The sequence below is a fragment of the Gracilibacillus oryzae genome (genome assembly GCF_009498735.1).
Taxonomy (GTDB): domain Bacteria; phylum Bacillota; class Bacilli; order Bacillales; family Amphibacillaceae; genus Gracilibacillus; species Gracilibacillus oryzae.
Window position 1 is genome coordinate 7,386 of the sequence record NZ_ML762442.1, and the last position, 23,508, is coordinate 30,893.

At 36.9% G+C, this 23,508-nt stretch carries 23 protein-coding genes and 1 pseudogene; 8 read left to right on the forward strand and 16 right to left on the reverse strand.

All coding sequences use genetic code 11. The annotated features are described in order from the left end of the window. Positions 1-128: 128 nt before the first annotated feature. Both F9U64_RS17430 and F9U64_RS17435 read right to left on the reverse strand, forming a co-directional pair. Complete coding sequence (locus tag F9U64_RS17430) at positions 129-587, reverse strand: ComE operon protein 2 (protein ID WP_153406189.1); 459 nt, start codon at positions 585-587, stop codon at positions 129-131. Positions 588-661: 74 nt separating this feature from the next. Further along, positions 662-1,249, reverse strand: coding sequence for a helix-hairpin-helix domain-containing protein (locus F9U64_RS17435; protein ID WP_153406190.1), 588 nt, complete (start codon positions 1,247-1,249; stop codon positions 662-664). Positions 1,250-1,341: 92 nt separating this feature from the next. Between F9U64_RS17435 and comER the strand changes: the two genes are divergently transcribed. Next, a complete protein-coding gene (gene comER / locus F9U64_RS17440) occupies positions 1,342-2,169 on the forward strand; it encodes a late competence protein ComER (protein ID WP_153406191.1) in 828 nt (275 codons plus the stop codon). A gap of 331 nt (positions 2,170-2,500) precedes the next feature. Here the strand turns inward: comER and F9U64_RS17445 are convergent, their stop codons facing one another. The 3 genes from F9U64_RS17445 to F9U64_RS17455 form a co-directional block, all read right to left on the reverse strand. After that, on the reverse strand, positions 2,501-4,048 hold the full coding sequence (locus tag F9U64_RS17445) for a histidine kinase N-terminal 7TM domain-containing diguanylate cyclase (protein ID WP_228275779.1): 1,548 nt from the start codon (positions 4,046-4,048) through the stop codon (positions 2,501-2,503). A 156-nt stretch (positions 4,049-4,204) separates the two neighbouring features. Continuing rightward, positions 4,205-5,089 carry an ATP-binding protein gene (locus F9U64_RS17450; protein ID WP_153406193.1) on the reverse strand — a complete coding sequence of 295 codons (885 nt, stop codon included), beginning with the start codon at positions 5,087-5,089 and terminating at the stop codon, positions 4,205-4,207. Positions 5,090-5,340: 251 nt separating this feature from the next. Further along, positions 5,341-6,162, reverse strand: a complete 822-nt coding sequence (locus F9U64_RS17455) for a metallophosphoesterase (RefSeq protein ID WP_194287429.1) — start codon at positions 6,160-6,162, stop codon at positions 5,341-5,343. A gap of 161 nt (positions 6,163-6,323) precedes the next feature. On the opposite strand from F9U64_RS17455, the gene F9U64_RS17460 reads away from it, so the two are divergent. The 4 genes from F9U64_RS17460 to F9U64_RS17475 are packed head-to-tail and all read left to right on the forward strand — an operon-like array spanning position 6,324 to position 9,188. After that, a complete protein-coding gene (locus F9U64_RS17460) occupies positions 6,324-6,845 on the forward strand; it encodes an RNA polymerase sigma factor (RefSeq protein WP_228275781.1) in 522 nt (173 codons plus the stop codon). Beyond that, positions 6,845-7,276, forward strand: coding sequence for a zf-HC2 domain-containing protein (locus tag F9U64_RS17465; RefSeq protein WP_153406196.1), 432 nt, complete (start codon positions 6,845-6,847; stop codon positions 7,274-7,276). Before F9U64_RS17460 ends, F9U64_RS17465 begins: the two co-directional genes overlap by 1 nt. Further along, positions 7,273-8,349 carry a hypothetical protein gene (locus F9U64_RS17470; protein ID WP_153406197.1) on the forward strand — a complete coding sequence of 359 codons (1,077 nt, stop codon included), beginning with the start codon at positions 7,273-7,275 and terminating at the stop codon, positions 8,347-8,349. Before F9U64_RS17465 ends, F9U64_RS17470 begins: the two co-directional genes overlap by 4 nt. Next, entirely contained in the window at positions 8,349-9,188 is an 840-nt protein-coding gene (locus F9U64_RS17475; protein ID WP_153406198.1) for a hypothetical protein, read from the forward strand. Before F9U64_RS17470 ends, F9U64_RS17475 begins: the two co-directional genes overlap by 1 nt. 110 nt (positions 9,189-9,298) lie before the next feature. Here the strand turns inward: F9U64_RS17475 and F9U64_RS17480 are convergent, their stop codons facing one another. From F9U64_RS17480 to ku, 6 genes are all read right to left on the reverse strand, one after another. Then, the gene (locus tag F9U64_RS17480; protein ID WP_153406199.1) at positions 9,299-10,714 is read right to left on the reverse strand and encodes a hypothetical protein; all 1,416 of its coding nucleotides are present in this window, start codon (positions 10,712-10,714) and stop codon (positions 9,299-9,301) included. Positions 10,715-10,777: 63 nt separating this feature from the next. Then, complete coding sequence (locus F9U64_RS17485; RefSeq protein WP_153406200.1) at positions 10,778-11,284, reverse strand: LURP-one-related family protein; 507 nt, start codon at positions 11,282-11,284, stop codon at positions 10,778-10,780. 442 nt (positions 11,285-11,726) lie between these two features. Then, a complete protein-coding gene (locus tag F9U64_RS17490; protein ID WP_228275782.1) occupies positions 11,727-11,816 on the reverse strand; it encodes a putative holin-like toxin in 90 nt (29 codons plus the stop codon). A gap of 145 nt (positions 11,817-11,961) precedes the next feature. Further along, entirely contained in the window at positions 11,962-13,164 is a 1,203-nt protein-coding gene (locus F9U64_RS17495; RefSeq protein ID WP_153406202.1) for a sensor domain-containing diguanylate cyclase, read from the reverse strand. A gap of 222 nt (positions 13,165-13,386) precedes the next feature. Beyond that, entirely contained in the window at positions 13,387-13,566 is a 180-nt protein-coding gene (locus F9U64_RS17500) for an H-type small acid-soluble spore protein (protein WP_153406203.1), read from the reverse strand. Between the two features lie 66 nt (positions 13,567-13,632). Next, complete coding sequence (gene ku / locus F9U64_RS17505) at positions 13,633-14,472, reverse strand: non-homologous end joining protein Ku (protein WP_153406204.1); 840 nt, start codon at positions 14,470-14,472, stop codon at positions 13,633-13,635. A gap of 251 nt (positions 14,473-14,723) precedes the next feature. Here ku and ligD point away from each other — a divergent pair, with 251 nt between their 5' ends. Together ligD and F9U64_RS17515 are read left to right on the forward strand one after the other, a co-directional pair. Next, the gene (gene ligD / locus F9U64_RS17510) at positions 14,724-16,487 is read left to right on the forward strand and encodes a DNA ligase D (protein WP_153406205.1); all 1,764 of its coding nucleotides are present in this window, start codon (positions 14,724-14,726) and stop codon (positions 16,485-16,487) included. A gap of 111 nt (positions 16,488-16,598) precedes the next feature. Further along, positions 16,599-16,792, forward strand: a pseudogene (locus F9U64_RS17515) (zinc ribbon domain-containing protein). Positions 16,793-16,983: 191 nt separating this feature from the next. On the opposite strand, the gene F9U64_RS17520 reads toward F9U64_RS17515, so the two are convergent. The 4 genes from F9U64_RS17520 to F9U64_RS23150 all read right to left on the reverse strand — a co-directional run bounded on the left by F9U64_RS17520 (position 16,984) and on the right by F9U64_RS23150 (position 20,817). Then, on the reverse strand, positions 16,984-18,222 hold the full coding sequence (locus tag F9U64_RS17520; RefSeq protein ID WP_153406206.1) for a hypothetical protein: 1,239 nt from the start codon (positions 18,220-18,222) through the stop codon (positions 16,984-16,986). Between the two features lie 108 nt (positions 18,223-18,330). After that, positions 18,331-19,431: a DUF4145 domain-containing protein gene (locus tag F9U64_RS17525; protein WP_153406207.1), complete on the reverse strand. Its 1,101-nt coding sequence runs from the start codon at positions 19,429-19,431 to the stop codon at positions 18,331-18,333. Between the two features lie 80 nt (positions 19,432-19,511). After that, positions 19,512-20,189 (reverse strand): RluA family pseudouridine synthase, encoded by a 678-nt coding sequence (locus F9U64_RS17530; protein WP_153406208.1) that lies wholly within the window; start codon positions 20,187-20,189, stop codon positions 19,512-19,514. Positions 20,190-20,433: 244 nt separating this feature from the next. Continuing rightward, the gene (locus F9U64_RS23150) at positions 20,434-20,817 is read right to left on the reverse strand and encodes a pilus assembly protein PilB (protein WP_228275780.1); all 384 of its coding nucleotides are present in this window, start codon (positions 20,815-20,817) and stop codon (positions 20,434-20,436) included. A gap of 163 nt (positions 20,818-20,980) precedes the next feature. Here F9U64_RS23150 and fabF point away from each other — a divergent pair, with 163 nt between their 5' ends. Next, positions 20,981-22,225 carry a beta-ketoacyl-ACP synthase II gene (fabF, locus tag F9U64_RS17535; protein WP_153406209.1) on the forward strand — a complete coding sequence of 415 codons (1,245 nt, stop codon included), beginning with the start codon at positions 20,981-20,983 and terminating at the stop codon, positions 22,223-22,225. A gap of 133 nt (positions 22,226-22,358) precedes the next feature. Here the strand turns inward: fabF and F9U64_RS17540 are convergent, their stop codons facing one another. Beyond that, the gene (locus tag F9U64_RS17540) at positions 22,359-23,450 is read right to left on the reverse strand and encodes a citrate synthase/methylcitrate synthase (RefSeq protein WP_153406210.1); all 1,092 of its coding nucleotides are present in this window, start codon (positions 23,448-23,450) and stop codon (positions 22,359-22,361) included. Positions 23,451-23,508 lie beyond the last annotated feature (58 nt).

Genomic DNA, 23,508 nt, shown 5'->3' on the forward strand with positions numbered 1-23,508 from the left:
ATGACAAACCAGTGAAAATAGACTGTCAATCACACTCGCCTCCTCTATTTGGTAATAAATTCTGCCCACTAATGCACTGGAAAATAGCAGTTTATGTAGAATCTAAGCACATTAGTGAGAAGGATATATTATTTGTTAGGGTTTAGATTAATGGTTGTATGATCTAGCGCTACTTTTTCCACTTTTACATTAGCCTCTTGAAAAAGTTCAATGGCATATGGGTGATTCTTGTAATCTGTCGCATAATATACTGTTTTGATTCCGCTTTGAATAATTGCCTTACAGCAATTCAGACAAGGAAAATGGGTAACATAAATTTCCGCACCCTCTGTAGATGCCCCAAACTTGGCACATTGTATGATGGCATTCATTTCTGCATGAATGGTACGTACACAGTGACCGTCTATTACATAGCATCCTTCATCAATACAGTGGACACTGCCTGACACACTGCCATTATAACCGCCTGCAATGATTCTTTTGTCTCTTACTATTGTTGCACCAACCATCAGGCGCTCACACGTGCTTCTCAATGCCAATAAATGACTTTGAGCCATAAAATATTGATGCCAAGATATTCTCTCCATGAAAATGCTCCTTACATTTTTATTTATCTGTCTTCTTAAAAGTTTAGCGATACATGTCGAATGCGTCAATACACTTATGGAATTTGAATCAAATCCTGAATTCTTTCCACTGTTTTTTCCCCAATGCCGCTCACATTTGTCAGATCTGTAACCGTCTTAAACCTGCCATTCGTCTCTCGGTATTCTATAATGGCAGCTGCTTTTACTTCACCGATTCCTGAAATTGTCATCAACTCTTCTTTTGTAGCCTGATTGACTCTTACTTTCCCGTCACTGGTCTTTGCAGTTTGTACGGCCGTTCCCTCCTCCTGCCCAGCAATTAAAATAACCATTTCATCATAAACTCGTTCCGCCATGTTAATGGATTGACTGTTTGCTTCTTTCGTTAATCCTCCTGCCCTTGCAATCACATCCTTCACACGATCCCCTTCTCTAATTTCATAAACACCAGGATGGACAACCTCTCCTTTAATATCTACCATTTTGGTAATCTCCTCTTCCTCCATCTCCGTATCTTCTTCAACTGGATCAGCTTGCATGTCTATAGAAACATTCTCTTGCACCTGCTCGCTTTCCGTTTTCACAGAAGGATTAATCAAAATCCACAAAAAAATGACAAGCCCAAATACAATAACATACCAGTATTTTCTGAAAAATGTCATAAAATCTATCCTTTTACATAGAATGATATAGTGATTTTTATAGATAAGTATTTGCTTTACTTATGCGGAAAAAACAAAGGAGGCGAATAAAAATGAAATGGGGAATTATCGGTACAGGGAATATGGGGCAAGTCTTAACACATGCCTTTATCCAGTCTCAGCTGCTTAATCAAAACGATCTGTACGTTACGAATAGAACAATAGATAAGGCCTATCTGCTAAAGGAAACATATCCTAATATCCATGTTGAAGAAAATGTCTCGGATTTAATTGCTGCTGTTGATACGATTTTCATTTGTGCAAAACCAGGTCAAATTATCCCACTGTTACATGAAATAAAAAACAGTTTATCAGAAGTTCAGCTGCTTGTATCCATTACAAGCGCCTTGTCGATTGCTGATATTGAATCAATTGTAGACTGTCAAGTGGCAAGAATGATCCCTAGTATTACGAATCAGTCCTTAGCTGGGGTTACCTTGCTTACATTCAGCAGCAAAATTAACTTACCGCGGAAGGAATCATTTATCAAAAAGGTGAAAAGTTTCTCTGAGCCTGTGGAAATAGAAGAGAATATTGTACGGATTGCGTCCGATATTGTTTCGTGCGGACCGGCATTTTTTGCCCATTTAGCACAACAATTTATTCATGCGGCGAGCAATTCAACAGATATTTCAAACGAAAAAGCAACAATTCTCATGGAAAAAATGTTTGAAGGCTTTGGCACATTACTGGCAGATAATCATTTCAGCCTGGAAGAATTAATCGATAAGGTCTGTGTTACTGGAGGAATTACTGGTGTCGGGATTGCAAGCCTGGAGGAACACGGGAAAGATTTATTTCCATACTTAATTAAGGAAACACACCATAAGTTTTATGAAGAGAAGCAGCATATACGTGAGGAACTGAGTAGAAATATTTAATATTATTATAAAGCAAAGTTTAACAGAAAACTAGTAATATGCAATGATAAGATAATGTGAAGGTTGGGACATAACAAAAATAATTAATTTAAAAACGAACAAAAAATTCTCAAATTTTCATTCACTATTGTACTAATTTAGATACTGTTAGCACACCGCCGGGAAAAAATACTCGCTTTCACCACGGGTATAAGGGCGTCATCTACTCAAGCAGAATGCACTTGAGTAGTGTCTTCTTTACCACGGGTACGGCGGTCTGCTAACTTGGTAAAGAAACCCTCTTTACCAAGTGGATATTCAGCTCGCAATTTCCTTTGTCCCATCCTCTTTCTTAACCTGCATATACCTCCACATGATCTCTGCCGCTTCGTTTGGCTCTGTATAATGCCTGATCAGCTTCGTAGTATGCTTTTTCAAAGGTAAAGTCTTTTTCCTTGTCGTTTGTTGACATTCCAATACTGACTGTAATGGTCTCTTTTTTCTCTTTTTCTATCAGAATTGGTACTTCAGCCAGCAGTTTCTGAAATTCTTTAGCGATTTTCATTGCTTCATCCTGTTTTTTATCAATTAAAACAGCGAATTCTTCCCCGCCGATTCTTCCGACAATCGCATATTCACTTTTACATATAAAATATTCATCAAGTAAGTTGGCTAATCTTTTTAATACTTTATCACCAATAATATGACCGTAATTATCATTAAATTGCTTGAAATAGTCTACATCCAAAAGTAAAAAAGTATAATCATTATTGTCTTTGACTCTATTATTAAAACTTTCAATAAAAGAGCGTCTATTGGAGATGTTGGTCAAGTCATCATGATGAGCTAAATGATATAATTTGTTTTCAATGGCTTTCTTTTCTGTCAGATCCGTTATCACTAACAAGAGCATTTCATTTTGTTCATTCTTCCCTATTGGAACAATATTCAGCTGAAAACAGGAAGAGCGGTATTTCCATTCAAAGCTGATATTCTTCCTTTCTTGAACAGGCAGTATGATGATTTCATTGTACTGAAACAGTTCCTTTACATTCTTCCCTAACAGCTGATCATTACTTGCTTCCCATCCAAAAGTATGATGTAGAATATTACGTCCAGAAGGATTAATTTCTATCAATCTACAATGAAAGTCAAATAAAAGAATCCCTTCATCTAATGACTCCAGTATTTTTCCTCTCGATATCGGCCAGATAGAATTATAGTCATACCTTTTATTGACCATAATAAGCAAAATGGCCATGATTGAAAAAGATAACGCGACCTCTCCGGGAATGGAAACAGGGATAATGGAAAAAAACATAATAAAAGTCAAAGGTGTAACAATGGCGATAGCAGAAAGGATATGGCTGATTCTGAAGGAAGAAGGCAAGTCATTCATATTTCTCATTAATAAAACAACAGTGAAAATGTTTAAAAAGTTTGGATAGGCATATAGCAGCATTCCTAATCCAGTTGGGGTAACCGATATTTCGGTAAGATTCCATGTTTCCACAAGCTGAATACTTGAACGCATCCAGCCATGCCACTGGTTTGTAAAGATAAGCAACAGAGAAATAATCGAAGGAACTGCGAGCAGACATAAATACTTCAATGTCTTCGGATTATTCTGTTTATAAAGCTCCTGTGCATAGCCGAATAATGTGACTGGACTTAAAAAGATGGTAACCTGCTGTAAATTTCTTAACCACAGCATGGTGTGATAATCATCAATTAATAACTCTAAAGCAGTAAGCAAGACAAATATACCGATGAACAACATCGTAACAGATAATAATATTCGACTAAGGGTTCTTGGTTTCTTCAGTAAAATAATCCCAACAAAAAAAAGGAATAAGCCAAACATTGATAAATAGTATGTATATGGTTCTATCCACTCCAACATTCACGCCTCCAAAATAACTTTTCTAACTATAGTGAAGAATGGTGTAATTTATCATTTTTTCTCATGTTTGTTAACTGAAGTCTACCATTCTTCCTCCTTTTTAGCTACCCTTTTCCGCCTTAATTATGACAAGTAATCCATTCTGCTTCCCCTTTATTTGTCTAAAACTAAAATCAATGTCGATCCGTTTGAGGAAGTTTCCAGCAAAAGCTGTTTTGCCATTTTCATCATTAAAGTAAAACCTTGACCAAGAGAACTTTTTGTAGAAAACCCCGCTAACAATGTTGCTTTAGGAATTTCACTTAACAGGAATCCCGGTCCATTATCTTCAATGACAACATATACCTCATCTTCTGTCTGGTAAATATTCATTTTTCCATTATTAGCGTGTTTAATCACATTTGTCACCGCTTCAGAGATAATAAGCTGGTAGCTCATTATCTTGTCTCCGTCTGTAAGTATTTCCTCAAAAGCCTTCTTAGCTTTGTTTCTGGCATACGCTATATCATGCTTATCCATCAGAAATGCCGTACATAAATGTTCGCCTTTTTTATACTGATCAACCTTGTCAGAAGAAATAAGAAGTAATTTCCCTTGGGTTGCGGAAAATAGTACATCTCGGTATACCTTCCAGTCACTCTTAGTATGTACTATCATTTCACTCATTTGAATTTGTTTCAATAATTGATAAAAATGATCAAGAAAGCCTTTCGGATATGATAATTTGCTTAATTCGTTTTCTATCATAGTGCTATTCTTTATCCAGTCCAGGCCTTGTTCTGCAAGCTCATACAATTCCAGTACGCTCTGATCTTCTATTTCGCTTTTTCCATTTATTTGTACTAATTTCATAAAAAGTGACTGATGCTTCTCTTTATCTGTAAAAATAGCTAACTGACTAACAATCCAGGCAATGGTGAATGTTGATTTAAGTTGATCATAGGAATCATTAATGATATAGGAAGGATGGTTACTTTGATCGTCGATTGATTTCTTACGTTTTGTGTTTCTTTTCCGTCTTGAAAAATATTTTCTCATTACTGATTTTCCTTTATATTTTAAAATAACTTACGATAAAGTGAGACTTTTTAGTTTCTGTACCTACTGATATTAGCGTAATTTAACTGGAATCTTAGTGTCTATACTAAATTTCTTAATTGCAAATAATTATAATATAAATTTTCAAGTCTCATTTTTCTTCACACTTCATTTTAATTTACCTCAATCTCCCTGTTAAGTACAAACGTTCAGCAATTGGTAATATTTTCTTATATGGGTATCTGCCATATTCATCTGTTTCCTATAAGATGGATGATACTAATCTGACTTTGATTAAGAAAACGAACTGGTAATCTGGTTGTTCCCGCCCCACTGTCAATATAAAGTAATTTTCCCTCTTCCCATTCATAGATCCCCTGGTCAAAGGCTGGAAATACCCCCTGATCAGGCACGACGACAGAACCGACATACGGGAATCTTATCTGCCCGCCATGGGTATGTCCACTTAAGATCAAATCAATCGGTCTGCCTGATAAGTGCTTTACAACATTCGGAATATGTGAAAGTAACAGGATGAAGTTATCAGGATTAGCATGTTCAAGCAAATGAATCAATTTTTCACTTTTCGCTAATTTTCTGCCTGTACCGATAATATGAATTATTCCTTCATTGGCTTGCATATGAACTTCCTTATCGTCCAAAACTTGAACGTGTTGTTTCTTCAATTGCAACAATAGTTCACTTGTTAGCGGATTATCCCATTCATGATTCCCTGTTATATAGAGAATATTTGGGTTTACTTTTCTCATTTCCTTTACCAGAAGAATAACGGAATCAAGTTTTGTCGTTTTTCGATCAATTAAATCACCTGTTATCACAATAAGGTCTGTTTTCGCTTTTTTGATTTCTTTCAATATTCGTTGGTGATTTTTGCCAAACGTTTTATTGTGAAGGTCACTTATTTGTAAAATAGAATAGTTGTTTCCTTTCTTTAATTTATCTGTCAGCAGTGTAACAGAAGCTGTTTTAATAAAATTGGTATCATAATAAACCTTGCTGAGCAGGCCGAAAGTGGAGATAAGTCCTGTCATATACAAAAGTTTTTTCAGCATGATACTGCCCCTCTTTCTCGACATTTTTCATTTTCTTATTGTAAATTGCCATTAAGTTAATTTTTTTTTGAAAATTATGTAGTAATCTTATTATTTTTTTCGTCTATTGTACAGAGAGATATGATGGAAGGGGGGAGAGAGCTATTCAAGATGATGTACTAATTAACAAAGTAAGAACAGGAAACAAACAGGCATTACGTTTGCTGATCGAGAATTATAAGCACCATGTTTATAAAGTTGCTTATAGTGTCGTCCATGATGAGAAAGAGGCAGAAGATGTAGCACAGGAAACGTTTATAAAGATGATCGATGCTCTCCCATCCTATCAAAATCAAGGATTTAAAACATGGATAAGTAAAATTGCCTTACATAAAGCAATAGATGCCAAAAGAAAAAAGCAGCGTAAACAAGAAGAGCTGACAAGTTTTGAAGAAGATTACTTATATCCCGACGAAGGTCGTGTTGATCAAATGATATTAGAGAAAGAACAAAACCGCCTTGTTCATAAAGCTATTGATCAAATGCCAGCCAAATTTCAGGATGTAGTGAAACTATATCATCTTGAAGGCCGGTCATACAAAACGATTGCAGACAAGCTTGAACTGAAAGAAACAACTGTAAAAATGAGGCTCTACCGCGCGAGAATGTGGATGAAGGAAAATTGGAAGGAGGAAGATTTCTAATGGAACATATTCAAAATGAAAAGCTGTCAGCATATTGCAATAATCAGTTACCGGAAGAAGAACAAACCATCATTGATAATCATCTGACAGAATGTGAATCCTGTTTCTCTCTTTATCTTGAGGCGATTGATAACTGTCATATAGACCATTCAGTTTCAGAGTCTTTTACTGATAAAACTATGGAGGAATTAGAATTGTCTCCATTATTTAATCAAGAGTCCCGTCCATCATCCAAAAAGAAAAATCGCATAATGGCCCATTATCTTCTGGCAGCTGGCCTGACATTGATATTTACATTTAGCGGTTTATTTGAAAGTGTACTTCATTTATCCGAACAGACAGATGCTGTTCCTAAAGTTTCTGTATCGGAACAGTTAATGAATAAAACAACCGATTTTCTTGATCAAATAAAGGAGGACAACAACAAATGAACAAATCACCAATATTAGCGTTATTTCTCGCATTGTTTCCCGGCTTTGGCCATATTTATTTAGGCTATAAAGTCAGAGGAGTACTTTATCCGCTTTTCTTTTTAGGAGCTTTAGGTTTAGGTATCGTTACCGGTATATTAATCTATAGTGATGCTGCTTTTCTCCTATTCTTTGCATTAGCAGGAGCTGTATGGTTTATCAATATGATGGATATAATAATCACCCTCATCAGTCGCAAAGCAGTACCTGCTGCCAATACAGGGGATGACTATTCTACTTCCAATCTGATTCAAAATGAACGTTTCACTACAATTTTACTATCATTCATGCCAGGCGTGGGCCATTTTTATTTAGGGCTTACCCATCGGGGATTAACCCTTTTGGCAGCTTTCTTCGGGATTATTTCAATGGTTTTGTTTATCTCATTCTTAACAAGCGGCGTCTTTATGATCTTTTTACTAGCACTCCCTATCATATGGGTGTACGGCTTGTTTGATGTCATTCAATTACTGAATAAAAAGCAGGCAGGTGAAATACTGCAGGATAATACCATTATGGATGATTTCGACCAGCTGCGGCAGGAAAACAAGAAAAGCAAAATTCTCGCAACAGCATTATCTATCTTCCCAGGTGCCGGCCATATGTATTTAGGTTTGCAAAAAAGAGGATTACAGTTAATGGCTGCATTCTTGTTATCCATCTATATTCTGGATGTATTGCATTTAACCTTTTTCCTTTTTGTTATCCCGATTATCTGGTTCTTCAGCTTTTTTGATGCCTTGCAATCCGCTAATAAATACGAAGAAGGTTCCCTTGATGACATTCCGATTTTCAGGCAATTAGCCAATCACCAGCGCTGGCTCGGGTTGGGTTTAATCCTGTTAGGCTGTTTCTATCTGCTGGATTCGATTTTTATGCCTTTTATTGCAGATCAATTTCGAGAAATCTATGACATCTATATCTGGCATTATTATGATCAGTATTTTCAAGTAACCATTGTTTGTCTCCTATTAATCGGCAGTGGGCTTAGATTAATGATTGGCACAAAGAAACGGAAGCAGGTGAAAGAATAATGAGACAATGGCGCGTAGGTTCCATTTCAATGGGGTTAACTTTAGTAGGTTTAGGCATTATCTTGTTTATCTCTCAATTTTTCCATTGGGAGATAAGCAAAATAGCAGTGAGCTGGATTCCTGTTCTGTTAATTGTTTTAGGAATAGAGATTCTAATCTATCTGTTTACGGCGAAGAGTGAACAGCCTGTGATTAAATATGATATATTCTCCATTCTTTTTATTATCTTTATCAGTTTTGTCTCAATTGGATTTTATGTTGGAGCAAGTTCAGGGGTACTCGCTGCTGTAGACAATTATATTAATGATCAACAAGTGTCTGGTTCACTTCCTGTGATGGAGGAAGTGATTGATGAAAATGTAGAAAAAGTTGTGATTGATTCTCAAAATCATTTAACGAAAGTAACTGCAACTGAGTCAGAATCCATCTCTATTTTTGGTACTTATCAGACAAACAGCAATAAAAAATTAACAAAAGATCAAATAGCTTCGATCCATAAAGTTGGAGAGACTGTCTATATCAGTCTTTTCCCATCACCAACTGACCATGGATTAAACTATCAATTTACAACCTATTATCCGACAATTTCTTTACCAAATGATGTAGATGTGGAAATAACGGGACATATCAATGAAGTGAACTTAAACTTAACGGATATTCAAGCAAACTGGTATGTTGACAGTACGAATGTGGCTCATTTAAAAGACAAGGAACAGGCAAATCTTACTCTAATATTAGGCAATACAGGGGAATCAGCAGAAAAAGATGTGCAGAAATTCGGAGAAGGACAATACGCTGTTCAGTTTGGGAATGTTCAGTCAGTGAAGGAATTGCAATAAGCTTAAGTTCTATAACAATTGTAATTACGGAAAGTTAAATATCGCTAGAACATCAGCTTTTAGAAAAAATAGCAAAGGACTATTAATCTAGTTCCTTTGCTATTTTTTCATTATACTCCAAAAAAGACCCTGACCTGAATATATAATTGCACTAATATGTAAAAAGCTATTGTATATTTCCAGTTAAAGTGGATGCCGTTTTTAAATGGGTTTAAGCCGTTGACACTGCTGAGTGCGATCACTGGCATGATTAATGGTGATAACATAATGGAAATCGCACTTCCTGAAGTAATAGCCAGTACGACAAGCTCCGGCGGATAAGGAAGTTTAATTGTTTCGAGTATCCCGCCAACCAATACCATAACGGTTAATGGCCCTAACCCGACAAACCCCAGCAGAATTACAATAAAAGGCAATAAATAAAGTAAATTTAAGAAAGGAAAAACTCTCTGCAGTGAATAAATGCTGTCAACTATAGTTTGTGCAAAGTTGGTCTGATTTAGCGAATAAATGAGTAAACCGGCCCCCAGCATTACACATAATTGATAAGCCTGATGCTCCATTCCCTTTTGATAAAAAGTTTTCGCATTCGCGAGTAATTTTTCCGGTCTGCGTTTGTATAGATAATAAACCATAATCCAAACGAGGACGGTGAGCGGAATTAATACTAACAACTCAATTGAAACTAATGCCTGAATAACAAAAATCGAGCCAAATAAAGTAATAAAGAGCAAAAGAAATTCCCAAACGTTATGCTTCATCTTGCTGATATCTTCTGTATGTGCCAGTACATCCTCTATCTCCTTCTCCAGTCCGGATGTAAAAGAAATGCTGTAATGTTTTTCCTCAAAATAAGAAAACCCAATCGCGAGAATTATGCCTGCGAAGGATATAAGCAACCCCTGGATAATAGAAATTCCTAATGAAGCACCCATTATCTCCACAACGTAAGCAAAGCTCGGGATGCTGACAACCCACATGACAGATAGGCCGAACCCGCGAAGTAATGGAGTTGATTTGAAATTCTCCCATGCTTCTCCCTTTTCATTTTTCAAAATATAGCTTACAAATTGATACATCATCGTAATCGACCCAAACAGCAGGAAATAGGCAATAATTTGGGTAAAAGATATGATCCCAAAATAAAATTTCCGGCTTGTATTTAGGAATTTATGTGCATAGCCCATGAAAGATTCGATATACCTTTCTTCATGCAATACCCAGCTGATCATAGGAACAACGATTAACAGACCGATCATATTTCTCATCAGCAACAAACCGTTTTCTAATTCTGTTATAATAGAATTTCCTTGATAGATCATAATAAGTAACCCCACGAGAACAAGACCAAGCGGCATTTTTATTTGTAATACCGGCCGCTTGAGTACAGTGAATAACAGCAGAAAGAATCCACTGATAACAAGCCCAATATGCCCAACTCTGCTTGGGGAAAAATAAGTATAAAAATGTATAACCGTATAGAAAATGATAGAAAACTTTAATCCTGTACTTGCAATTCGATGCATCATGCCTGCTCCTAATCTCATCTGCTTTTCTTTATTGTATAGCAGATTGATCCATTTGAAAAATCATGTGCCGGCATTTGCAGCAGCTGCATTATTACTTTTCTCAATCGCATTTACACCCATTACAACACAGATTAACTCTTCTGTCTGGAGCCTGTTTTCCGTATTGTTAATCTCAAATGCTGGTGAAGAAAAAAAGTGGTTCATCCTTTTAAATGTTGCGACAGCATTTTCTTGCTTGTCACGAATTGTAAAATCACGGGAAAATGCTGGTGAGTGGATAATGTAGGTATCCTGGCCTTTCGTAGTGTAATAGTAGGTTTTCGAAAAACTGAATAGCTTTTGTTTCAGGATGCCTAATTCCTGTTCGGGACCGTAAACAATCCATTTACTTGAAAATGGTCGGAACTTTCCTGATGCAAGCATACTCCCATTATTATCAAAGACCGAAATATTTGATTTAAACGCACTTTTCAAATCCAGCATCCCTATTTCTTCGTTCTGGGCGTTTCTTATACTGGTTTTCCCTGCTGAGAAGAAATTATCTGAAATATAGATAATCTTATCCATTGTTCTATCCCCCTGTTTTAAAGTCTTCTATATGTACGAATAATGAAAACAAAACGTTTCATACAGAAACTGCCAATAAACACTTCACTTCTCTTTCTCAATTTTTTTACGTTATAGTTTTAAGGAATAAGGGGGTATTGATGGTGAATTCCTTTGTCACATTAAATGCAGTAGAAGAAAACACAAAGCTTTATTACAAAGAGTCCTTAATCTTTTCGCCTAGGGATTACAGACGGTTAGCGCTGTGATAAGAATTTCCAATCTTAATAATAAACAGGTTCTAACTTCCCAGGATAATTCATCTATGTTATAATAAAAAAGTATCAACTTGATAATAACCCACAGCTGGCACTGTGGGTAAAGATAAGCGGTTCCCCCAGAGGGTTCGGCTGCAATCAACGCATAGACCTCACCTAGTCACTTGCAGGGTAAATAGGGAGGTCTATTTTTTATTGATCAAATTAATGATCAGTGCGAGTAATGTGATAATCAAACCGCCAAATCCAAAAAGGACCATAAAAGTTTCATACATACTCACAGGCATCCCCCCTTTCATCAAGGGCTAGCCGACCTCACCTTAAAAGAACATTATCTTATTCGATTATATCATATTTATAATAGAATACAAGAACAAATGTTCTATCACACCTGCAAAAGAATACCCATCCTGTGATGAGTTATCTTTTAGTGTGAAATAGAGAAGAACCCTGAAGCTTGTTAAACCAGCTTGCAAAGATCCCCTCCTCACTTATTTTGACTTCTTTTAGCTTATCAGAAAAAAATGAATAATTGTTCTTGCCCTTATTTTTGGCATCATACATTGCTTTGTCAGCATTTTGAATCAAGGTTACTTTGTCCATTCCATTATCGGGATACATACTTATCCCTGCACTAACAGATATGTTCACTTTGTTTCCATCAAGAGTATAAGACTGCGTTGATGACTGGATGATTCTTTTTGCAATTTTTTCTATTTCCTGCTGATCGGTCTCCTCGAACACGAGAATAAATTCATCTCCCCCTATTCTGGCTATTACATCTTCTTCACGAATACATTTTCCGATTCTGTCCACCACTTCTCGTAACAATTGATCTCCTGCATCATGTCCTAACGTATCATTCACTTGTTTAAAGTCATCAAGATCGACAAACATCAGGGCAAGATTGTGACACTGACGTTTTGAGCGTGCGAGAGCTTTCTTGATATGGCGGTCAAGCATCTTGCGGTTAGGCAAATCGGTCAAATCATCAAAGTAGGCCATATGCCGTAATTCATTCTCAAGCTCTTTTTGTTTGGTAATATCCTTAAACTGTCCATTTATGCGTATGATAGTTCCATATTGATCTGTAATCGGTTTAGACAGCTTTGTGATCCACTTTTCTCCTTTTGTTGGATGGATGATTCTAAAATCTATTTGAACTTCCTTCCCACTGAATAAAAGCTGCTCTGCCTTGTTTACTTTATTTCTATCGGCTGGATGAATGAAATCTTTCCACAATTCGCCGTTACCGTTGAATTGATTTTGTGTCATACCGAACAGGACTTCCACTCCTTTTGAAAATTTAGTATGTTTATGGGTAAGGTCGAACATAAACAAGGTAACACCATCAAACGAATTAAAAAATTGCTCATACTCCTCGATTCGAACATGTAATTGTCCATATTGGGAATGAAGGTGATCCTTTACCTCGGTTAATTGACTAATGGCATTAAATTGCATATCATACTTCCGGCCCAACCACAGTGAAATGATTGTCAGTCCAATAATCAGCATAAATTCTATTAAACTGAAAAATGTATTCATTATAGATTGATAGAATATTGTCAACAATACAAGGAATATCACTGTCACTGTTGTTAAAAACCCTAATCTTCTCATCTCTTCACCTGTACTTTCCTGTAAACTCTGCGATAGTGATAAGTAATTTTACTATAAAGGTTAATTTGTTGTAAACGATAATATTCGACAAATTTCTCATTATTTCTTTGCATGCTGGTTTATGTTGCCAAATCATAGGGGAAATCCTATCACAGCAGACCATCCTCTCTATATTAAAAAAATCTCCAGAATGTAACATTCCGAAGATTTTCTTACAGGAGTTTATTGTTCCATTAGCTGATTAATTTCGACACTGATTTTCTGTTCTGGATTATGAAGAGGATGAACGGTAGCTTGTCCATTACTTCTGTCAACATGCTCGATATAAATTTTCTCTCCATTATAGGTAACATGAAACATCTCTGGTGAATTCAGTATTTCTTGTGCGCGTTGTGCATCCATATTCTCACACTCCTTTCGTGCTATCTTTTCCGTAATGAAGCAATCTATTCATGGGATACAGTCAATTTACGCCTGTTTTCTGGCAGTTGCTGCTTTTTTCTTTGCGGCAGGTTTTCGTTTTGGCTTCGCTTTTGTTTTGGTTTTCTGCAAAGATTTCTCCAGAGCTTCCATTAAATCTGTTACATTATCAGGCTTCTTCGGCTCTTTTGCTGTTGATACTTCTTTCCCTTTTCGTTTTTGTTCAATTAAATCCAGTAATGCCGTCCTGTATTCATCTGTATATTTTTCCGGTTCGAATTCTGTTGTCAATTGATCAATCAGCAACTTTGCTGTTTCAAGTTCTTTTGCGACAATCTTGTCTTCCTCCGGGACATTCGGCACTTCCTGGTAATTACGGACCTCATCGGGAAAGTGAATCGTCTCCATAACTAATGTGTTTTTGTATATTCGTACAACAGCCAGATGTTCCTTTGACCTTATCGTGATCTTAGCAACTCCTATCTTTCCTGTTTCTTCCAATGCTTCACGCAGCAGCACATAACCTTTTGTACCGCCGTCATTTGGTGAGAGGTAATAACTTTTGTCAAAATAAATCGGATCAATTTCTTCTAATTTGACAAAATCCACGATCTCCACAGCCTTCTCTTCCTGTTCATCTTTTATCGCCTCTAAGTCTTCGTCTTCCAAAATGACAAACTTATTCTTAGTGTATTCATATCCTTTTACCATTTCATCATTTGTCACTTCTTTATCACAAACTGGACATACTTTTTCGTATTTAACAGGAGAATGACACTCCTTATGCAGATTTCGTAATGGAATATCTTTGTTTTCAGTTGCTGAATGCAGTTTCACTGGAATATTTACTAATCCGAAACTGATGGTTCCTTTCCACATTGTGTGCATTGTTTCCACCTCTTTTTAGCATAGTTTTATCGAGAACCGTATGAATCATTCGTTAATTACGAAAAATAAAGTGAGACTTTGATCAGTGGGGGTTTTTGTATCCGCCACTGAACATTTGCGAAACTCATCAGGTTGCTTAGCGTCTGTTTATCCCCCCACTTACTTTCTTCGTATTACTTGAATCATGAAGAGGGAGTATTACAGGCGGTTGGCGCTGTGATAAACAAAGAACAAAGAAGGAGTTGAACTTTATGTGGCAGCCAATGTTACCGACACTAGCCGGTCATGTCGATGAACAGGAAAAATGGTTATATGAAGTGAAATATGACGGTTTCCGCTGCGGGTTAGAATGGAAAAAGTCTGGCATCACTCTCTGGAGCAGGAACAATCATGATTTGACAGAACAGTTTCCAGAAATAGTAACATGGTGTAACAACCATCAAGAATATGTAGCGAATTTATTGCCATTGTTTCTTGATGGAGAGCTTGTCATATTGCGAACACCTTATCAATCCATCTTCTCACAAGTACAGCAGCGCAGCAGATTGAAAACAAAGAAAAAGATTGAAATGTCAAGTACTGCCAGACCAGCAAGTTATATCAGCTTTGATATTGTCGAATATAAAGGAAAATCTGTTATCAATAAAACACTGTCAGAAAGAAAAAAGCTATTAGAAACCGTTTTTCGTTCGTTTTCTTTAGAAACAAATTTATTACAGGAAAGGCTTGCAATGGTCACAAGCTTCGAATCATTACAGGAAATGGAAGCACTTGTGTTTCTTCACCAGTGCGAAGGAATTGTGGTAAAAGACCGAAACTCTCATTATGCATATGGAAAAAGAACAGAAAACTGGCTAAAGGTGAAAAATTACCGCAAGATTCTAGGAGTAGTGGCAGGATGGAACTCAAAAAACGATTATTTTCAGACAGTCATTTATAATAACAAGCAGTGGTCAGAACTGGGAAAAGTCAAAAATGGCATGAATCCGGAAGAAAGAAAAACAGTAACAACATTTATCCGTGAAAATGGAACAAAACAAAATGCATATTACTGGAAAGTAAATCCAAGTATATGTATCGAAATCAATTGCTTAGATGCGGAAAATCAGGAGTTGAGAGAACCGAATTTCAGCAGATTCCGTTTTGATTTAGAGCCGGAGGAATGTACACCAAAACAGCTGGCACTTCAATTAAGCCAACTGCCGGAAACCATTGAAGTAAATAAGCCGGAGAAGCTGCTTTTTCCTAATGTGTCAAAACAGGATCTGGTCACATACTACCGGCAAGTAGCCCCTTTTATGCTGCCTAGATTATCTGATAAACATTTAACCGTTATCAGATACCCAGATGGTATTGACGAAGATTCCTTTTTTCAGAAACATTTATCGAAAGCAGAACCTGCTTTTATTGAAACGGAAGGCGATCATTTATTGTGCAACAATCTTGATAGTTTGTTGTATTTCGCCAATCATGCAGCAATTGAATTTCATATCCCTTTTCATAAAATAAAAACAAAGAATCCTGATGAGATTGTATTCGATTTAGACCCCCCATCACTGGATCAATTTCCATTAGCAGTATTGGCAGCAAAATTAATCAGGCAGTTATTAGACTATAAAGGATTTGAATCATTTGTCAAAACCAGCGGAAAAACAGGTCTGCAAGTTCATACACCTGTTAAAGGTTCCATGAGCTTTGATCAGACAAGGGAATTAATGGAGGCAATTGCTCATGTGCTTGTGGACAAATATCCTGAATCTTTTACAACAGAACGGTTGATTAAAAACAGAGGAAATAAGTTATATATAGACTATGTGCAGCACGCACCGAAGAAGACCATTATTGCTCCATATTCCACAAGAGCAACAAAAGAGGCGACAGTTTCTACTCCATTATTTTGGGAGGAGCTTACAGAAGATCTAGATCCAAGGGTTTTCACTGTTAAGACAATTCCGGAAAGGTTAAATCAAAAAGGCTGCCCGTTCTTGATCGGCGGCTGCACCATAATTGATTGACTTGTCGTTATCAAGTACATATATCATCTGTTCCTCGCAACTTTTCCTTCGGGATATTACAGACTCTTAGTGTTGTGATAAACTTAGGAAAAATGGAAAAGAGGTGTTCTTATGGCGAATAATGGCTGTGTGAAATGTGGAAGCCGCAATGCCGCACAAAAATGACAGGAACTGGACTGTCGAAAATGTTTGATATCCAGAACAATCAGTTTGTCGTCATCTACTGCGAAGATTGCGGCTATTCCGAATTCTACAACAAGCAGGCATCAAAATCATCAAATATTCTTGATTTGTTTTTTGGATAAAAATAAAGAGGATGGGGTAAAGAAAATTTACCCCTTCCTTTAATCCGGACGAATGAATTCAATGCGCCCGCATAATTTGTTTCTTGAAACAGGAACTATCACTCTCTGCTTATTTTCAGTTACCTGCTTTGGAAGATTTATTGTTTTTCCAGATTAACTATTTATGGTACGACTCAACCTCTTCCTTCTTTTCAATCTTCCAGCAGAAAAGCTTCGTTTAATGGAACTTCTAAATGGGCCAAACCGTAATTTTCTTTTTCAAGCTGCTTGATATGTTTTTGAATTTCAACAACCTGGTATTTTGATTGGATCAGTTCATTTTTTAACATTTCCTGATATTTTTTATGCTGAGTTTCCCATTTTTCCAGGTCTTTTATTTTTTTCTCCCATTGTTTAATCCTGTTTTGTTCTGCTTCTTTAAAGGGGATGTTCACACTTAGTAAATCCTCTACCATTTCACTTAAATAATAATTTGCTTTTCTTTCCTGATTCTTTATCTGCAGTGCTGCACCCATATTGGATACAGTTGTACTCAGTTTTGCCAATAGCTTACGTTCCGCTAAATGTGAAGACTTGGAGCGATACAATTTGCCGATTTTTTGCTGAATTTGCTCATATGCCTGGCGATTTGCCTCAAATGACGGATTGACTTTTAATTTATCCAAGTCTGCATATTTCAAAATACTTTGCAGTGTCTTCTTTTCTAATATAATTTGATTCTTGGCATGGCGGATTTGCTTCTGGATCTCATTAATAATCGTTTGGTTCTCATCAAAATCGTTTTGGACGCCATCTCTTTCAATTTCCAATTCTATTAGTTCATGATGTAAGTTGATAAAGACATCATACCGGCTTTGCCACTCACTGAGAAAAGGATCAATATTTATTTCACTTACTTCCTGGGCATTCTTTAATAAAAGAAATGCCACTACCATTTCGATGATTTTATGGCGTGAAATACTCTTCATAGCAAAACGGTTGTTTGATAGCACTCTTTTTATTATCTCTACATCTGTTAAAACATCTATTGTGATAAGGCTATCCTGCCAAGCAGTGTTTATTTTATTCAGGTGATATTGAATAAAGAGTTGTTCTTTCTCCATATCATCTCCAGCTTTTAATTGATTTTCTTTTGGTATCTGCTTATATGTATGATGAAATATATTAGAAGACTGGGCAAACAAGCTGTCTTGATCTGTGTACTCCATTCCTCGCAATTTACATATTTTCGTCATTTCCAAGAAGATGTCGACATGCATTTTTTCCTCTGTTAGATCTGCCAGTTGATCTTCTTGTTCTATTCTATATTCTGCAAATTTAGTCTGACTTAATGAAAGTATATTGCCTGGTAATTGAAATAATAAAAAATATAGCATCCTTAACTCAGAGCCTTTACAACTAACAAGGCTTTTCACAAGATGTCCATCCATCCCCATCACTCCTATGTTGTCATGAAAATATTATACTCCATTTATTTGAAATGTATAGTACAAAAACAGTGTAATTGACAGAATTCTTTCTTGTTTGGATATTTAATTTCAGCCGGAAACAGAATGGGCTTCTAACTGTTTAAAGAACTTTTCCACTGTTCCTACTCCTACCCTGTCATATTTAGCAAGAATTAACAGTTCCTGTGGCAATTGGCCAATCTTTATGATATTATCTTCCTGCATCTGACGGAGGAAATTAGGAAACCCTTTAAAGTTATCTTCGGTTAAAGGGATATTTGCCAAGGCTTCTGTCATGATAATATACTCTGAACGGAAAAATAGAAACAGTTCGCCAGGATGCTGGTGGATTACATGTCTGCGGATTCTTTCCTCTTCCACGAATTGAATCAGATCTTTAAATAACCACGCTTCATTCTCTTCTTTATACCGTTTTACAAGTTTGGACATTCCCTCCATTTTCGCAGGTAATTCGCTCATAATTCGTGCCTGTTGGGCTCCGCCTAATGCGATCATAAATCGTTCCGCATTCTGGAATCGCTGCGGCAGCAAAAAAGCATCTCGAAGAAAATACGGGATTTCTATCTGTTCATTTTTATACGTTATTGTGCGGATGATCGTTTCACCTGGAATTGGTGCTGTTCTGGGTTTTGGCTTCTTTTTTGGTTCATCAGAACTTTTCACCTGATTAATTTGATCAATCAGTTTATTCTCCAGCTCTTTTAAGCGGGCATGCAGTTCCTGAATATCGTATCCATCTGCCTGTTCGATCGCAGGATCTCTATAAACTGGCACTTCTATTGTGGCAGAACCATACGTTTCCACATACCACTTGATCACAATATAAAGCGATTCCCATGCAGATAATGCCTCCGAAAAACGAAAACTTCTTGTCTGATGTGCTGCATCATTCCCTAACAGACGGATATTATTTATTGCATCACTTTGTTCTTTCATCATAAGGTCTTGATCATTTAAATAAAGAATGCGATCATGTAACCCCTTTTTCTCATATTCTGGTATATTTTCTAAACGGAAAACATGCTCGATAACTCCTTCGATAAAGACACGCGCATGTGTAAGCATTGTTCTGGGACTAGTAAATACACTGTATTCTAGTTCTCTGGCAATTTGGGCTAATTCATACGATATATCTTCAAGAAAATAATAAAAATAGGTTTGCTGCTTCATTTCATCTTACCTTTCGCTTAGATTGAGTCTTTTAAACAAAGAAAAGCAACTACCAAAAAGATAGTTACTTTTCCATCTTACTATATTGCCTCCCACAAATTCCATGGATACTGATTCGGCGGGATTGAGTCACAATACGTTTCTTCTTTTTTTACTGGATGGTCAAATCCGATACAATGGGACCATAAAGCAATTTGCTGTCCGGCTTTATTCCTTTTCGCACCATACTTTTGATCACCATAGAGCGGTAACCCTCTTGAAGCAAATTGCACTCTGATCTGGTGTGGTCGTCCTGTATGCAAGTTTATTTTGACAAGACTCAGATTACCGGAAGTTTCCAGAACCTGATAGTCAAGAACTGCTTTTTTGGCTTTTTCTTCCTTTTCAGAAGCTGTTCTTACGATATTTTCCTGTCTATCTTTAACTAGAAAATCTTCTAATCTCGCAAACTTTTTGCTTGGCAAACCGCGAACCACCGCTAAATATTGTTTGGTGACAGCATTCCTGCGAATCTGATCAGATAAACGCGAGGCCGCTTTTGATGTTTTGGCAAATACCATTGCCCCGCCAACAGGACGGTCCAGACGGTGGACTAATGCTAAATAAACATTACCAGGCTTCTGATAACGTTCTTTGATATCTTGTTTCAATAAGTTCAATAGATCCTCATCTTGTGAGCGATCTGCCTGAACCGGAACATTTACCGGCTTCTCCACTACAAGCAGATGGTTATCCTCATGCAGAATCGGAATCTCCATATTACCAAGACTCCTTTATTTAAATTGTTATCTTTATCATAACATACAATGCTGGACTGCGGGAAGTTGGGGGATATTGGGAATGAGTGTGCAGAATACAGCTTTTCATAAATGAATCTTCAATTAACGATTTTCCTGGCAACAACTGATTATTAGCAAAGCCTTTGTGTATTCGATATACAAGGGTTAACCACACTGTAATTAAAATGGTTTTACCTACAATATGTTTTTCAAAGTATTCATCTTATTTTTTCTCAGATTCGAAGGGAATCAATGACAACACTGAGAACAATACAAAAATTAAATATAAAGACTTTAATTCAAAAATTTTTAATACCCAGATATCAACGCAACCTATTAAAATTAAACCTACCATATTAAATAAAACAAAAGATATTAATTTATTATCCATTTTCTTCGTTATATAAATATTAATAGGTAATACACAACCAATAGTAAATAAATAGATTGTAAAAAAGACCATTGTAACGATCACTAGATTTTCAAACGTCGTAAAGTGAATTAAATCTGGTCCCGAAGTTCCTTCAATGAATTGAATGCTTAACGTGGTAACTAAAGCTACTACTATCGGTAATAAAATTAGCTTTATTTTAAAGTTTTTATTCATTAAATATACCTCAATTAGTTTTTATAAACCAGTACAGACGGACTGGTATATAAAAACAATTATAGTAAAAATTATATAAAACATCAATCTGAAAATCTTTTTATCAACCGTAATAGTCATTTCCATAGACAGATGGAACACGGCTTTTTCCATTATTACTGGAATGGGAGTAGTCTCTCCTCTGGGAAACAATGTCCAGACATTTTGGAATAATTTAATCAATGGAAAGTCTGGTATTTCCTCAATTGATACATTTGATGTGACGGATCATAAGGCAAAGATTGCTGGGATCATTCGTGATTTTGATGCGGAAAAAATATTGGGAAAGAGCGAAGCAAGGCGGTTAGACCGTTTTTCCCAATTTGCCTTGGCTGCAGCTGAAGAAGCTTGGGAAGATGCGAAGTTAGATCTTAATAATATCGATGCAGAAAGGCTAGGTGTCTATGTGGGATCTGGTATTGGGGGAATAGAAACATTAATTGAGAATATTGATACTCTCAGACAGAAGGGACCAAGAAGGGTCAGCCCCACTTTAGTACCTGCCATGATTTCCAATGCAGCTGCTGCTCAGATTAGTATTAAATGGAATGCAATGGGGCCTTCAATGTCACCTGTATCTGCATGTGCAATCGGAAACACCGCCATAGGAGAAGCTTTTAGACTTATTCGCTCTGGCGAAGCGGACGTCGTGTTTGCTGGCGGAACAGAAGCTGCAATAACAGATTTATCCATGGCAAGCTTTGGGAACGCTACTGCATTATCTCAAAGAAACAATGACCCTGAGAAGGCTAGTCGTCCATTTGATCAAGCTCGGGATGGGTTTGTCATGTCGGAAGGTGCTGGAATTTTGATCTTAGAATCTTTAACTCATGCACTAAGAAGAAAAGCTAAGATTTATTCGGAAGTTATTGGCTATGGTGCAAGTTCAGACGCACACCATATTGTAGCTACACACCCAGAAGGTAAAGGGGCTTTTAATGCGATGAGGTCAGCTATAAGAAATGCTAATATATCACCTGATGAAGTGAATGTGATCAGTGCCCATGCAACAAGTACAAAAGTTGGTGACATATCTGAGACAAAAGCAATGAAGCAGCTGTTTGGAGAAAAAGCATATCAGATTCCTGTAACTGCTAATAAGTCTATGCTAGGTCATATGTTAGGGGCAGCTGGCGGAGTGGAAGCAATTGCTTTAGCAATGAGCTTGAAGGAAGGGATAATACCTCCAACGATCAACTTGGAAAATCCTGATCCTTCATGTGACCTGGACTACGTGCCAACTGTTGCGCGGCAAATGAACATGAAAACAGGTTTATCTAACTCGTTTGGTTTTGGTGGGCATAATGCTGCTGTTATTTTAAAGAAATATGAGGATGAAACGATCTGTTCAAATAAAGTGAAACTTTGATCAGTGGGGGTTTTTGCATCCCCCACTAATCAATAGCTTTTGTTTATCCCCCGCTTACTTTCTTCGTGTTATTTGAAGAAATCTTTAAGTTTAAGGTATTAAAGACGGTTGGCGCTGTGATTAAGTTAACTTATTATTTCAACTTAACAGGCCCAGTGTATTCAGACAGTGGACGAAAGATTCGATTATTTTCTGCCTGTTCCAGAACGTGTGCACACCACCCTGCTGCTCTGCTTGCAGTAAAAGTTGGAGTGTAAAGCATTTCTGGTAAATCAACTGCTCTAAATACTGCCGCTGCATAAAACTCTACATTGGTATAAAGCTTTCTACCTGGTTTGTATTCCTCGAGCAAGGTAATAGCAGTATTTTCAACATGTCTGGCAATCGCGAACCAGTCATCCTCTGTTGATAAATCGCCCGTAATATCTCTTAGTGCTACAGATCTTGGATCATTCGTTTTATATACTCGATGTCCAAATCCCATCAGTTTTTGACGGTTCTCCAGTGCCTTCCTTAGCCAAGGTTCCGCATTGTCTATTGTCCCTATATCATGTAACATCTTCATCACTTCAGATGGTGCCCCGCCATGTAAAGGACCTTTCATTGCACCAATTGCGCCTGTGATTGCAGAGAAAAGATCAGACTCTGTTGATGTAATCACTCTTGATGTAAAAGTTGCTGCATTCATGCCATGTTCTGCTGTCAGTACAAAATAGGCATTAAGTGCCCTAACATGGGAGGCTTTCGGCAGCTCTCCTTTCATCATATATAAATAGTTGGCAACATGATCAAGATCTTGTTTTGGCGGGATAGGATCCAGATTATTCACTTGTCGATAGCGGTAAGTCAGAATGCTAGGTATAATGGCAATGATTCTGATTGCTTCTTCCACTGTTGGCGGCCATGCAGGTTGAGACTCCATTGCAGAAATGCAAGTTCGTAACACAGCCATCATTTCCATCTCTTCCGGTAAATCGTTCATAAGGTTTTTTAATCGTTCTGATAATTGCCTTTCTTTTGCTAACTTATCTTTGAGTTGCCTTAACTCCAATGGTTCTGGCAATCTTCCATATAAAAGCAGATGGACTGCTTCCTCAAAGTTATACTGTTTTGCTAATTGATCTGCATGATATCCACGAAAAATCAGCTTCCCGTTATCACCATCTATATCACTCAATTTGGTTTGTACTGCTACAACTCCCTCGAGACCTGGGCGAAAATTCATGAAAAATAACCTCCCCTATTAATGATTGATTTTAGTTTACAGGAGAATTATCATTATG

Coding starts and splice junctions, on each gene's coding strand:
- F9U64_RS17450 (WP_153406193.1), bottom strand. CDS start 5,089: ATGAGAAAATATTTTTCAAGACGGAAAAGAAACACAAAACGTAAGAAA.
- ku (WP_153406204.1), bottom strand. CDS start 14,472: ATGCACACAATGTGGAAAGGAACCATCAGTTTCGGATTAGTAAATATT.
- F9U64_RS17465 (WP_153406196.1), top strand. CDS start 6,845: ATGGAACATATTCAAAATGAAAAGCTGTCAGCATATTGCAATAATCAG.
- F9U64_RS17520 (WP_153406206.1), bottom strand. CDS start 18,222: ATGGATGGACATCTTGTGAAAAGCCTTGTTAGTTGTAAAGGCTCTGAG.
- F9U64_RS17490 (WP_228275782.1), bottom strand. CDS start 11,816: ATGTATGAAACTTTTATGGTCCTTTTTGGATTTGGCGGTTTGATTATC.
- F9U64_RS17530 (WP_153406208.1), bottom strand. CDS start 20,189: ATGGAGATTCCGATTCTGCATGAGGATAACCATCTGCTTGTAGTGGAG.
- fabF (WP_153406209.1), top strand. CDS start 20,981: ATGGGAGTAGTCTCTCCTCTGGGAAACAATGTCCAGACATTTTGGAAT.
- F9U64_RS17500 (WP_153406203.1), bottom strand. CDS start 13,566: ATGGATGCACAACGCGCACAAGAAATACTGAATTCACCAGAGATGTTT.
- F9U64_RS17540 (WP_153406210.1), bottom strand. CDS start 23,450: ATGAATTTTCGCCCAGGTCTCGAGGGAGTTGTAGCAGTACAAACCAAA.
- F9U64_RS23150 (WP_228275780.1), bottom strand. CDS start 20,817: ATGAATAAAAACTTTAAAATAAAGCTAATTTTATTACCGATAGTAGTA.
- F9U64_RS17485 (WP_153406200.1), bottom strand. CDS start 11,284: ATGGATAAGATTATCTATATTTCAGATAATTTCTTCTCAGCAGGGAAA.
- F9U64_RS17430 (WP_153406189.1), bottom strand. CDS start 587: ATGGAGAGAATATCTTGGCATCAATATTTTATGGCTCAAAGTCATTTA.
- F9U64_RS17475 (WP_153406198.1), top strand. CDS start 8,349: ATGAGACAATGGCGCGTAGGTTCCATTTCAATGGGGTTAACTTTAGTA.
- comER (WP_153406191.1), top strand. CDS start 1,342: ATGAAATGGGGAATTATCGGTACAGGGAATATGGGGCAAGTCTTAACA.
- F9U64_RS17480 (WP_153406199.1), bottom strand. CDS start 10,714: ATGCATCGAATTGCAAGTACAGGATTAAAGTTTTCTATCATTTTCTAT.
- F9U64_RS17455 (WP_194287429.1), bottom strand. CDS start 6,162: ATGCTGAAAAAACTTTTGTATATGACAGGACTTATCTCCACTTTCGGC.
- F9U64_RS17470 (WP_153406197.1), top strand. CDS start 7,273: ATGAACAAATCACCAATATTAGCGTTATTTCTCGCATTGTTTCCCGGC.
- F9U64_RS17495 (WP_153406202.1), bottom strand. CDS start 13,164: ATGAGAAGATTAGGGTTTTTAACAACAGTGACAGTGATATTCCTTGTA.
- ligD (WP_153406205.1), top strand. CDS start 14,724: ATGTGGCAGCCAATGTTACCGACACTAGCCGGTCATGTCGATGAACAG.
- F9U64_RS17525 (WP_153406207.1), bottom strand. CDS start 19,431: ATGAAGCAGCAAACCTATTTTTATTATTTTCTTGAAGATATATCGTAT.
- F9U64_RS17435 (WP_153406190.1), bottom strand. CDS start 1,249: ATGACATTTTTCAGAAAATACTGGTATGTTATTGTATTTGGGCTTGTC.